The sequence below is a fragment of the Spirillospora sp. NPDC127506 genome, from assembly GCF_040302145.1.
GTDB lineage: Bacteria > Actinomycetota > Actinomycetes > Streptosporangiales > Streptosporangiaceae > Spirillospora.
This window is the reverse complement of sequence record NZ_JBEORG010000079.1, coordinates 1-11362: the sequence shown is the minus strand read 5'-3', so window position 1 is coordinate 11362 and position 11362 is coordinate 1. Positions and strand designations below refer to the sequence as shown.

General features: G+C 75.1%; 12 protein-coding genes and 1 pseudogene. 5 read left to right on the top strand and 8 right to left on the bottom strand.

Features of this window, described 5'->3' with window-relative positions:
• From ABTW95_RS35155 to ABTW95_RS35140, 4 genes are all read right to left on the bottom strand, one after another.
• Positions 1-1088, bottom strand: a 1088-nt coding sequence (locus tag ABTW95_RS35155; RefSeq protein ID WP_500228577.1) for an NAD(P)/FAD-dependent oxidoreductase, incomplete at its 3' end; no start/stop codon positions are given.
• Positions 1085-1399 carry a (2Fe-2S)-binding protein gene (locus tag ABTW95_RS35150; protein ID WP_396451271.1) on the bottom strand — a complete coding sequence of 105 codons (315 nt, stop codon included), beginning with the start codon at positions 1397-1399 and terminating at the stop codon, positions 1085-1087. The genes ABTW95_RS35155 and ABTW95_RS35150, both read right to left, overlap by 4 nt.
• On the bottom strand, positions 1396-2568 hold the full coding sequence (locus ABTW95_RS35145; protein WP_500228576.1) for an NAD(P)/FAD-dependent oxidoreductase: 1173 nt from the start codon (positions 2566-2568) through the stop codon (positions 1396-1398). The genes ABTW95_RS35150 and ABTW95_RS35145 overlap by 4 nt, the downstream gene beginning before the upstream one ends.
• A gap of 106 nt (positions 2569-2674) precedes the next feature.
• Positions 2675-3163, bottom strand: a complete 489-nt coding sequence (locus tag ABTW95_RS35140; protein ID WP_500228575.1) for a flavin reductase family protein — start codon at positions 3161-3163, stop codon at positions 2675-2677.
• A gap of 82 nt (positions 3164-3245) precedes the next feature.
• Between ABTW95_RS35140 and ABTW95_RS35135 the strand changes: the two genes are divergently transcribed.
• Positions 3246-3515 (top strand): metal-sensitive transcriptional regulator, encoded by a 270-nt coding sequence (locus tag ABTW95_RS35135; protein WP_396451277.1) that lies wholly within the window; start codon positions 3246-3248, stop codon positions 3513-3515.
• A gap of 75 nt (positions 3516-3590) precedes the next feature.
• Here the strand turns inward: ABTW95_RS35135 and ABTW95_RS35130 are convergent.
• Positions 3591-3764 (bottom strand): annotated as a pseudogene (locus tag ABTW95_RS35130) (hypothetical protein); the annotation flags it as partial.
• Positions 3765-3775: 11 nt separating this feature from the next.
• On the opposite strand from ABTW95_RS35130, the gene ABTW95_RS35125 reads away from it, so the two are divergent.
• Positions 3776-4825, top strand: a complete 1050-nt coding sequence (locus ABTW95_RS35125; protein ID WP_500228574.1) for an NAD(P)-dependent alcohol dehydrogenase — start codon at positions 3776-3778, stop codon at positions 4823-4825.
• A gap of 4 nt (positions 4826-4829) precedes the next feature.
• On the opposite strand, the gene ABTW95_RS35120 is transcribed toward ABTW95_RS35125, so the two are convergent.
• Positions 4830-5300, bottom strand: coding sequence for a cyclic nucleotide-binding domain-containing protein (locus ABTW95_RS35120; RefSeq protein WP_500228573.1), 471 nt, complete (start codon positions 5298-5300; stop codon positions 4830-4832).
• Positions 5301-5581: 281 nt separating this feature from the next.
• Here ABTW95_RS35120 and ABTW95_RS35115 point away from each other — a divergent pair, with 281 nt between their 5' ends.
• From ABTW95_RS35115 to ABTW95_RS35105, 3 genes are all read left to right on the top strand, one after another.
• The gene (locus ABTW95_RS35115) at positions 5582-6253 is read left to right on the top strand and encodes a response regulator transcription factor (RefSeq protein WP_396451283.1); all 672 of its coding nucleotides are present in this window, start codon (positions 5582-5584) and stop codon (positions 6251-6253) included.
• Between the two features lie 14 nt (positions 6254-6267).
• Positions 6268-8883 carry a cation-translocating P-type ATPase gene (locus ABTW95_RS35110; RefSeq protein WP_396451285.1) on the top strand — a complete coding sequence of 872 codons (2616 nt, stop codon included), beginning with the start codon at positions 6268-6270 and terminating at the stop codon, positions 8881-8883.
• A gap of 145 nt (positions 8884-9028) precedes the next feature.
• Entirely contained in the window at positions 9029-10411 is a 1383-nt protein-coding gene (locus ABTW95_RS35105) for a tyrosine phenol-lyase (RefSeq protein WP_500228572.1), read from the top strand.
• On the opposite strand, the gene ABTW95_RS35100 is transcribed toward ABTW95_RS35105, so the two are convergent.
• Both ABTW95_RS35100 and ABTW95_RS35095 read right to left on the bottom strand, forming a co-directional pair.
• Complete coding sequence (locus ABTW95_RS35100) at positions 10371-10775, bottom strand: putative zinc-binding protein (protein WP_396451289.1); 405 nt, start codon at positions 10773-10775, stop codon at positions 10371-10373. The genes ABTW95_RS35105 and ABTW95_RS35100 overlap by 41 nt on opposite strands.
• 46 nt (positions 10776-10821) lie before the next feature.
• A complete protein-coding gene (locus tag ABTW95_RS35095) occupies positions 10822-11256 on the bottom strand; it encodes a hypothetical protein (RefSeq protein ID WP_396451291.1) in 435 nt (144 codons plus the stop codon).
• Positions 11257-11362 lie beyond the last annotated feature (106 nt).

Below are 11362 nucleotides of genomic sequence, written 5' to 3'. Positions count from 1 at the left end.
GCGAACGCGCGGGCCCGGTCGCGGCGGCGGCGGACGCCCGCCAGGAACGGGGCGCCGGGGGCGCCGCCGCCCGCCGCCCACCCGGCGAGCAGCCCCTCGGTGCGGGCCGCCTGCGCCCCGGCGATGCCGGTGATCTCGCCCGCGGCGTAGACGGCGGGCGCGGTCGTGCGCTGGTCGCCGTCCACGTCGACGAACGGGCCGGGCCGCATGCGGCAGCCGGCGGCGACCGGCAGTTCCAGCTGCGGGGTGAAGCCGTGCGCGACGCACAGCGCGTCCACCGCGACGGCCCGTTCCGTGCCGGGGACGACCGACCAGTCGGGGCGGAGCCGCGCGGTGACGGCCTCCTCCACGCGCCCGTCGCCGCGGGCCTCGATCACGGCGCGGCCCGTCCGGTAGGGGACGCGGTGCCGGGCCAGCAGGCGGACGTACCCGGCGAGCTCCGCGGCCTTGCCCGCCTCGGACGCCAGCTCGCGCGGACGCCGGGTCCAGCCGCGCGCGAGGGTCGCGGCCGGGTTCGCCTCCAGGACCGCCCGGACGGCCGAGCCGGCCTCCAGCAGCGAGGCGGCGACCGGCAGCAGGAACGGCCCGGAACCGGCGATCAGCACCCGGTCGCCCACCACGAGCCGCTCGCCCTTCGCCAGCGCCTGCGCCGCGCCCGCGGTGTGGACGCCGGGCAGCTCCCAGCCGGGGAACGGCAGCACGCGGTCGTGGGCGCCGGGCGCGAGGACCAGCGCGTCGGGACGCAGGGTCCGGCGTTCCCGCCACGCGCCGTCGGGCTCGCCGCGCAGCACGTGGACGTGCGGGGCGCCGTGCCCGGCTTGTTCGATCGACCAGACGGCGCTCTCCGGCCACCAGGCGCAGCGCGGATGGCCGAGGACGTGGTCGCGGAGGCGTTCGAAGCCGCGCCACCCGCGGTGCAGCAGCCCGGGGCGGGCGGCGGAGTAGGCGTCGGGGAGCATCCGGTGGTACTGGCCGCCCGGGTTCTCGGCGGCGTCGACCAGCGTCACCCGCGCACCGGCGCGCAGCGCGCCGGCCGCCGCGCCCAGGCCGGCGGGTCCGGCGCCGACGACTACCACGTGCCGGGTCACCGGGCGTCCCGTCCGGCGCGGGACCGGGTGGCCACCTCGTCGCCGTCGCGGGCGCGGCGGCGGCAGGCCCGCACGTCGGGGACGCCGTTGACGGCGACCAGGCAGTCGAAGCACGCGCCGATGCCGCAGAAGACCCCGCGCGGCGCGCCCGACGGGCTCTCCCGCCAGGACGTGCGGCCGGACGCCATCAGCACGCCCGCGATCGTCTGGCCCTCGATGCCGGTGAGCGGCACGCCGTCCACGGTGATGCGCAGCGGGACGTCGCGGCGCCCGGTGGCGTCGTCGGCGGCGCGCACGAGCCGCGGGCTCATCCGGGTCCTCCTCCGGGTCGGGCGGCGGGGCGGACGGCGGGGCGGTCCACGCGGAACGGCTCGGCGTCCGTCTCCGGTTCGCGCCCGAGCATCAGGTCGCGCAGGACGGCGGCCGTGCCGGCCGACAGGCCGATGCCGGCGCCCTCGTGCCCGGTGGCGTGCCAGAGGCCGGGCAGGTCGGGGTCCGCGCCGATCACCGGCAGGTGGTCGGCCGTGTAGGGGCGGAACCCGCCGTACGCGCGCATCACCGGCACGCCGGCCAGGGACGGGAACAGGCGCAGCGCCCTGCGGGCGATCACCGACAGCACGCCCGGGCGGAGCCGGTCGTCGAACCCCACCCGGCGGCGCGAGGAGCCGAGCAGGATCGTCCCCGCCCGCGTCGACTCGACCACCGCCGACGCCTGCAGCTCCCCCGCTCCGCTGCCGACCGCGCCCACATAGCCGGCGTCGTAGACCTTGTGGAACACGGTGGGCGGCTGCGGTGCGGTGACCAGCACCTCGCCGCGCCGGGGCAGCACGTCCAGCCGGACGCCGAGCCGCGCGGCGACCTCGCCGGACCACGGGCCGGCGGCGTTCACGAACGCGTCGCCCTCGACGATCCCGGCGGAGGTGCGCACGCCGGTGATCCGGCCGCCGCGGGTGACGGCGCCGAGCACCGCGCATCCCGTGCGCAGCCGGGCGCCGGCCGCGGCCGCCGCGGCGAGCAGGGCGGTGGCGGCGCCGGCGGGCTGGACTTGGGCGTCCTCGGGATAGTGGACGGCGCCGGCGACGTCCCGGGTGAGGTGCGGTTCGGCGGCGGCCAGACCGGCGGCGTCCAGCTCCGCCGCGGCGACCCCGGCCGCGCGCTGGCCCGCCGCGAGATCGCGGAGCGCCGCGGCGCCCGGCTCGGTGGTCGCGACGACGATGCCGCCCTTGGGCTCCCACTCCACGGCCCCGGCGTCCGGCAGTTCCGCGAGGACCCGCGGCCACAGCCTCCTGGAGAGCCGCGCCAGCTCCAGCTCCGGGCCGGGCTCCTTGTCGGACACCAGGACGTTGCCCTCGCCGTGCGCGGTGGTCGCGGCGGCGGGGCGGCCGCGCTCGACGACGGTGACGGCGCATCCGGCCCGGGCCAGCTCGCGGGCGCAGGCGGCGCCGACGATCCCGGCGCCCAGCACCACGACCCGCGTCATCACGGCTCCGCTCGTCCGATGTACCGAACGTTCCGGAGCGTACGTCCGCGGCGCGGCGGGTGTCACATGCGCGTTCGATTCACCGGACGCCGAGTCTGGCGGCGGCTCAGCCGGCCTCGTGGCCCGGAGTCAGATCCGGCAGGGAGCGGAAGGTCATGGGGGCGGCCTCGGCGTCGTGCACGGCCGCCTCGATCGGGGCGAGGAGGAAACCGGTGTGGTCGCCGAGGTCGAAGCGATCGAGGACGCGGCCGACCAGGTGGCGGGCGGCGCCGGTGAGCAGCGGGACGCCCTCCGGGCCGGGACGCCAGGAGCAGCGGGCGAACTTGTCGACCTCGTCGCCGGTCTCCGAGCCGAACAGCGCCGCGAGGTCGTTCCGCTCCCGGCCGAGGACGTGGACGGCGAGAACGGCCGCCGCTTCGGCCGTCCGGTGCGTGCGGTTGCGCCGGGACAGGCACACGAGGTACCTGAACGGGTCGATGCCGGTCTGCGTGGCGAACCCGACCAGGCAGCCCGACCGCGCCCCGGTGCCGGGGTCGGCGGCGGTCACGACGAACATCGGGTAGTCGAAGCCGGCGACGAACTCATCGCTGTCCACACCGGCAGCCTAGGTCAGAACGCGGCGCCTCCGGCCCGGCGCGACTCCGGATACCCTGGGGGGTAAAAGCGAGGGGGACCGCATGGAACTGGACAAGGATTCGCTGGCCGACGTCGTCGTGCGGCTGAAGCGGGCGCAGGGGCAGCTCGGCGGCGTGATCCAGATGATCGAGAGCGAGCGCGACTGCAAGGACGTGATCACCCAGCTCGCCGCGGTGTCGCGCGCGCTCGACCGGGCCGGCTTCAAGATCATCGCCACCGGCCTGGAGCAGTGCCTGACCCAGGGCGACGACCCCGAACAGGCCGCGGTGGACCGGGCGCAGCTGGAGAAGCTCTTCCTCACCCTGGCCTGACCGGCGGCGCCACCACTCGCCGGCCCGCTCGGTCGCCAGGCGCACCGGGCGGCCGTCCACGATGTCGTAGCGGTTCATGAGCGCCGGCGGCGGCGAGTACACGTGGACGCTGACCGCCGGGGCGGCCGAGGCGTTGCGCACCTCGTGCAGGTGGTCGGGGCCGAACGCGCGCGGGCGGCCCGCCGCGCCGCGGCCCGGGGATGCCGGGCGCGTTCGCGGGTAGGCGTGGGGGACGACTCGTCGTTCCAGGGGGAGGGATCATGCGAGCGCTGCGCCTGCTCGGCTGGAAGTCCGAGCCCGAACTGGTCGAGGTCGCCGAGCCCGAGCCGGGGCCGGGGCAGGTCGTCGTCAAGGTCGGAGGCGCGGGGGCCTGCCACTCGGACCTGCACCTCATGCGGGACTTCGAGGGCGGCGCGCTGCCCTGGGGGCCGCCGTTCACGCTCGGGCACGAGAACGCGGGCTGGGTGCACGCCGTCGGCGACGGCGTGCGCGGCCTGGGCACGGGCCAGCCGGTCGCGGTGTACGGGCCGTGGGGCTGCGGCATCTGCGGGCGGTGCCGGGTCGGGACGGAGAACTACTGCGAGAACCCGGCGGAGGCGCCGGTCCCCGGAGGCGGCGGCGGGCTGGGCCTCGACGGCGGGATGGCGGAGTTCCTGCTGGTCCCGAGCGCGCGGTTCCTCTTCCCGCTGCCGGACGGGCTGGACCCGGTGGCGGCGGCGCCGCTGGCCGACGCCGGGCTGACGCCCTACCACGCCGTCCGGCGGTCGTGGCCGAAGCTGCCGCCGGGCACGAGCGCCGTCGTGATCGGCACGGGCGGGCTCGGGCACCTGGCCGTGCAGATCCTCAAGGCCACCACCGCGGCGCGGGTCATCGCCGTCGACACGCGGGAGGAGGCGCGGCGGCACGCGGTCGAGAACGGCGCCGACCTCGCCCTGCCGTCCGACGACGCGACGGCGGACGCGGTGCGGGACGCGACCGGCGGGCGCGGCGCGGACGTGGTCCTCGACTTCGTCGGCGTCGACGCGACCCTCGCCACGGCCGCGGCGTCGGCGCGGATGCTCGGCGACGTGACGATCGTGGGCATCGGCGGCGGCACGCTGCCGGTGTCGTTCTTCTCCGTCCCGTACGAGGTGTCGCTGCAGACGACGTACTGGGGGACGCGGCCGGAACTGGCGGAGGTGCTCGACATGGGGGCGCGGGGGCTGCTGCGGCCCGACGTCACCGAGTTCCCGCTGGACCGGGCGATGGACGCCTACCGCGACATGGAGGCCGGGCGGCTCACCGGCCGCGCGGTGATCGTGCCCGGCTGACGCGTCAGGGCTGGGGCACGGGATGGGCGCTCTCCAGGAGCCGCAGCTGGGCGGCCTGCAGCCGGTCGACGACGAGCTCGGTGAACCGGCGGGTCAGCTCGTAGCCGAGCGCGGGGTCCACCGCGCAGAGGGTGCGGATCAGCCGGCCGTCGAACTCCACGGCCCGGACGTCCTCCAGCGCGGTCGCGCCGAAGCGCCACCGGTACGGGCGGAACAGCCACGACCAGCCGAGGGCCGCGTCCGGCCCGAACGTGTCGACGACGACGGTCCCGCGCTCGGGCACGCGCAGGTCGAGGGCGACCGTCCCCTCCCGGATCAGCCAGAAGCGCTCCGCCGGCTCGGCCTCGGCGATGATCCGCCGGCCCGCCGGGATCTCGACCGCGCGGGCGGTCGTCGCCAGCCGCGCCAGGTCGGCGCTCCGCATCCCGCGCAGGAAGGGCTCCCGCGCGAGGTCCGCCGCCGTGATGCTGCTCACCGGATTCGCCCCCGTTCGTGGGTCGACAGCGTTGCCACGCTCCCATCTCACCTTGCGAGTGACCGGCGACACAGGGCCGAAGGGCCTTTGGCGGCGGGACCTCTGCCGGATCCGGCCACGTCCCGCCTGAGCGGGCGCGACGCCGGGCGAGGCCGGTGCCCGGGAGGACCCGCGGTTCGGGACCTTGGTCCTTCCCGCCGCGGGACGTCCGAGGCTGTGACGGAGGACGGCGGGCGGGTAACGTCCGAATCGATCGCTGACTACGTAGGGGACGATGCGCCATGAGCGGCGAGGCTGCGAAGACGATCCGGGTGTTCCTGCTGGACGACCACGAGGTGGTCCGCCGCGGGGTGGCGGCGCTGCTGTCGGCCGAAGACGACATCGAGATCGTGGGTGAGGCCGGCACCGCCGAGCACGCCCTGGCGCGCATCCCCGCCGCCCGGCCCGACGTGGCGGTCCTGGACGTCCGGCTCCCCGACGGCGACGGCGTCAGCGTCTGCCGCGAGATCCGGTCCCAGATGCCCGACCTGGCGTGCCTGATGCTGACCTCCTTCGACGACGAGGACGCCCTGTTCGAAGCCGTCATGGCGGGCGCCGCCGGGTACGTGCTCAAGCAGATCCACGGCTCGGACCTGGTCGGTGCCGTCCGCACCGTGGCCACCGGCCAGTCGCTGCTCGACCCCCGGTCCACGGCCCGGATGCTGCAGCGCCTGCGCGACCGGCAGGAGAAGCAGGACCCCCTCAAGAGCCTCACCGAGCAGGAACGCCACATCTTCGACCTCATCGGCGAGGGCCTGACCAACCGGCAGATCGGCGAGCGCCTCTTCCTGGCCGAGAAGACCGTCAAGAACTACATCTCCAACATCTTCGCCAAGCTCGGCATGAGCCGCCGCACCCAGGCCGCCGCCCTCGCCGCCCAGCTCAAGGCCGACCGCAGGGACTCCCGCCCCTAGCCGGCGGACATGCGATGACGACGGCTCCCGCGCCCTACCGCAGGCCCGCCGAGGACGTGGTGCGGGACCTCGGCGGCGACGCCTCCCGCGGGCTGACCTCGGCCGAGGCGGCGGCGCGGCTGGAGCGGGACGGGCCGAACGCGCTGCCCGCCGCGCGGGGCCGCGGCCCGCTGCTGCGGTTCCTGCTGCAGTTCCACAGCCCGCTGATCTACGTCCTGCTCGCCGCGGCGCTGATCACGTGGCTGCTCGGCGAGCGGGTGGACTCGCTGGTGATCCTCGGCGTGGTGCTCGTGAACGCCGTCGTCGGGTTCGTCCAGGAGTCGCGGGCGGAGCGGGCGCTGACCGCGCTCGCCGCGATGGCGCGGACGACGGCGGTGGTCGTGCGGGACGGCGTGCGGGCCGTCGTGCCCGCGGCGGAGCTGGTGCGCGGCGACCTGGTCGTGCTGGAGGCCGGCGACAAGGTCCCGGCCGACCTGCGGCTGCTGCGCACCGACGAGCTCGCCGTGGACGAGTCGGCGCTGACCGGCGAGTCGGTGCCCGTCGCCAAGGACCCGGCGCCGCTGCCCGAGGTCGCGCTCGCCGACCGCGCCGCCATGGCGTTCTCCGGGACGCTGGTGACCGCCGGCGCGGCCACCGGCCTGGTCGTGGCGACCGGCGCGGACACCGAGCTCGGCGGCATCGACCGCCTCGTCCACACCACCACGGCGGTGCAGACGCCGCTCACCCGCAAGATCGCCCAGTTCAGCAAGGTCGTGACGGTCGCGATCCTGGCGCTGGCCGCGCTCACCTTCGTGATCGGGATCATGCGCGGCCGGGACGCCACGGAGATGCTGACCGCGGCGGTGGCGCTCGCGGTCGGCGCGATCCCGGAGGGCCTGCCCGCCGTCGTGACGATCACCCTGGCGCTCGGCGTCGCCCGGATGGTGCGGCGCGGCGCGATCGTCCGGCACCTGCCCGCCGTGGAGACGCTCGGCGGCACCACCGTCATCTGCACCGACAAGACCGGCACGCTCACCCAGAACCAGATGACCGTCACCGCGATCACCGCGGGCGGCCGGGACTACACCGTCACCGGCACCGGCTACGCCCCGGACGGCGCGATCGAGTGCGGCGGACGCCCGGTCGACCTCGCCGAGCACCCCGCCCTGCGGGAGACGCTGCTGAGCGGGCTGGGCTGCAACGACGCGCGGCTCGCCGAGAAGGACGGCCGCTGGCAGATCACCGGCGACCCCACCGAGGGGGCGCTGGTGACCAGCGCCGCCAAGGCCGGGCTGCTCGGCGAGGTCCCGGCACGGACCGCCACGCAGCCGTTCAGCTCCGAGCGGCGCTACATGGCGACCCTGCACGAGGACGGCACCGTCTACGTGAAGGGACCGGTCGAGCGGGTCCTGCAGCTGTGCGGCGACGCGGCCGGGCCCGACGGCGCACCGGTCCCGCTGGACCCGGCGGCCGTGACCGCCCGCGCCGAGGCGTACGGCGCCGACGCGCTGCGCGTGCTCGCCTTCGCCCGGGGCCGCGCGGAGAGCCTGGACGAGCTGCCCCGGCTGACGTTCCTCGGCCTGCAGGCCATGCTGGACCCGCCCCGCCCGGACGCCGCCCAGGCCGTGCGGACCTGCCACGACGCCGGCATCCAGGTCAAGATGATCACCGGTGACCACGCCGCGACCGCCGCCGCCATCGGCGCCCGCGTCGGACTGGAGGGCGAGGTGATGACCGGCGCGGACCTCACCGCCGACCACGCCCCGGAGCGCCTCCAGGCCGCCACCGTCTTCGCCCGCGTGTCGCCCGAGCAGAAGCTCCGCCTCGTCCGGGCGCTGCAAGGCTCCGGGCACGTCATCGCGATGACCGGCGACGGCGTCAACGACGCGCCCGCGCTCAAGCAGGCCGACATCGGCGTCGCGATGGGCCGCACCGGCACCGACGCCGCCAAGGAGTCGGCCGACATGGTGCTCACCGAGGACGACTTCACCTCCATCGAGCAGGCGGTGGAGGAGGGGCGCGGCGTCTTCGACAACCTGGTGAAGTTCATCGTGTGGGCGCTGCCGTCCAACATCGGGCTCGGCCTCGTCCTCGTCGCCGCGATCGTCGCCGGGACCGCGCTGCCGATCCTGCCGCTGCAGGTGCTGTGGCTCAACATGACGGCCGTGCTGGTGCTGGGGCTGCCGTTCGCGGTCGAGCCGAAGGACGAGCACATCATGCGCCGCCCGCCCCGCGACCCGGGGCTGCCGCTGCTCACCCGCGCGATGACCGTCCGGCTCCTGCTGGTCTCGGCGATCCTGCTCGCCGGCGCGTTCGGCCTGCAGCACTGGGAGCGGGGGCACGGCGCGTCCCCGGAGACCGCGCAGACGATCGTCGTCAACGTGTTCGCGCTGACGCTGCTGACCTACATGTTCAACTGCCTGTCGCTGGACCGGCCGCTGCTGTGGGGCGGCGTCCGGCGCAACCCGTGGGTCGCCGTCAGCGTCCTCGCCCTGGCCGCGCTCCAGGCGCTGTACACGTACGCGCCGTTCATGAACGACGTGTTCGGGTCGGCCCCGCTCGGCGCCGCCGCCTGGGCGCGCATCGCGGCCATCGCCGTCGCCTCCTACCTCCTGGTGGAGGCGCTGAAGCTCGTCCAGCGGTCCCGCTGAGCCGGACGGGGGCCGAATGGTCCCGCAGCCGGGGACCAAGGTCCTTGGCCGGGCCGGACCGTCCTGCGCAAGGCTCTGATCACGCCGACCGGCCGCCCGCGACCCGCGCCGGCCGGTCGTTCCCGCGACCCTGGGAGGAGCCGAGATGAACCTGGCCGAGCCGTACCGGATCAAGAGCGTGGAGCCGCTGCCGGTGCCGACGCGGACCGAGCGCGAGGAGGCGATCGAGCGCGCCGGGCACAACACGTTCCTGCTGCGCTCGGAGGAGGTCTGCATCGACCTGCTCACCGACAGCGGCACGAGCGCGATGAGCGACCGGCAGTGGGCGGCGCTGATGCGCGGCGACGAGGCGTACTCCGGCTCCCGCTCGTTCTACCGGCTGGAGGAGGCGGTCCGCGAGGTGTACGGGTTCCAGTACACGGTCCCCACGCACCAGGGCCGCGGCGCCGAGCACATCCTCGCGCAGATCGCCATCAAGGACGGGCAGTACGTGCCGGGGAACATGTACTTCACCACCACCCGCGCCCACCAGGAGCTCGCCGGCGGGATCTTCACGGACGTGGTGATCGACGAGGCCCACGACCCGACCGCCCGGCACCCGTTCAAGGGCAACGTCGACCTCGACAAGCTGGCCGCCCTCATCGACCGCGAGGGCGCCGCCAACATCGCCTACGTCAACGTGGCCGTCACGGTCAACATGGCGGGCGGGCAGCCGGTGTCCATGGCGAACCTGCGCGCCGTCCGGGACCTGTGCGCCCGGCACGGGATCCTGCTGTGGTGCGACGCGACCCGCTGCGTCGAGAACGCCTACTTCATCAAGGAGCGCGAGGACGGCTACGCCAACCGGTCCGTGGCCTCGATCCTGCGGGAGATGATGTCGTACTTCGACGGGTGCACGATGTCCGGCAAGAAGGACGCCCTCGTCAACATCGGCGGCTTCCTCGCGCTGAACGACCCGGCGCTGCTGCAGCGGGCCCGGGAGCTGGTCGTCCTCTACGAGGGCATGCCGACCTACGGGGGCCTCGCCGGACGCGACATGGAGGCCATGGCGCAGGGCATCCACGAGATGGTCGACGACGCCTACATCGCGCACCGCATCCACCAGGTGCGGTACCTCGGCGAACGGCTGCGCGTCGCGGGCGTCCCGATCGTGGAGCCGATCGGCGGGCACGCCGTGTTCATCGACGCGGCCAGGTTCCTGCCGCACCTCGACCAGGAGGAGTTCCCGGCGCAGGCGCTCGCCGCCGCGCTGTACACCGACAGCGGCGTCCGCTCGATGGAGCGCGGCATCGTCTCGGCGGGCCGGGACCCGAAGACGGGACGGAACCGCAGGCCGCGCCTGGAGCTGGTCCGGCTGACCGTGCCGCGCCGCGTCTACACCGACCGCCATCTGGACGTCGTGGCGGACTCCGTCCAGCACCTGTACGCGCACCGCGACTCCGTCCGCGGCCTCCGCATGACCTACGAGCCACCGACGCTGCGCTTCTTCACGGCCCGCTTCGAACCGCTCGGCCGTCCCGCGGGCTGAGCTCCGCCTCGACGCGCTCGATCAGCGCGCCGAGGACCTCTTCCGCCTGGGCGGGGTCGAAGTCCTCGCCCAGGCGCTTGCGGACGCCCGCGTCGCTCAGCCGGTGGTGGACGTCGGGCGTCACGTCGTGCCGGGCGAGGCAGCTGCGGGCGCACTCCAGGGCGCAGCCGTCGATCGCGATGATCGGGCGCCCGCTGGTCGCCTTGCGGACCAGGCTCCGCACGTCGCCGCCGACGCCCGCGATGCAGGACATCTCGGCGACGCCGCGGCGGTCGAGCTGGATCGCCAGCCAGTTCGTCATCTGCGCGGCGCTGGAGCAGCCCGAGCACGAGTAGACGAGCGGGCGTTCACGGCGGTCGTTCATGGTTCTCCATCCATGTGCTGGGCGGCTGCGTGGTAGCGGTGACCGGCTAGGTGCTGGGCAGGGCGGTGGCGAGCAGGACGATGCCGACGGACCCGACGAGCGAGGCGACCGCCATGGCGCGGGCGAAGGACGGGTGCCGGGAGCTGGCCCACCCGTGCACGCCGGCGACGGCGATGACGGCGCCGAACAGCAGCAGCTTGGCGGAGAGGATGCGGCCGTAGCCGGGCTCGGCCAGCGACGCCCACGTGACGCCCTTGTGCCAGGCCATCGCCACGCCCGTGGTGATCTGCACCGGCAGGAAGACCGCCCCGGTGAAGATGCCGAACCGGCGGCCGACCTCCCTGGCCAGCCCCGCGTACTGCTCCTCGGCGAGCTTCCGGCGGGCGAGCGGCAGCAGGACCAGCGAGATGGTGAGCTGCCCGCCCACCCACAGCGCGGCCCCCGAGACGTGCAGGAACCGGATCACGGACCACCAGGTCATTTGGTCACCTTCAGGATTCCGTGTGCGCCGGATTCGCCGTGGCGCATGTCGTGGTCGACGAACGGGTAATGACCGGGCTCGGGGACGACGGTTTCGACGAAGCCGC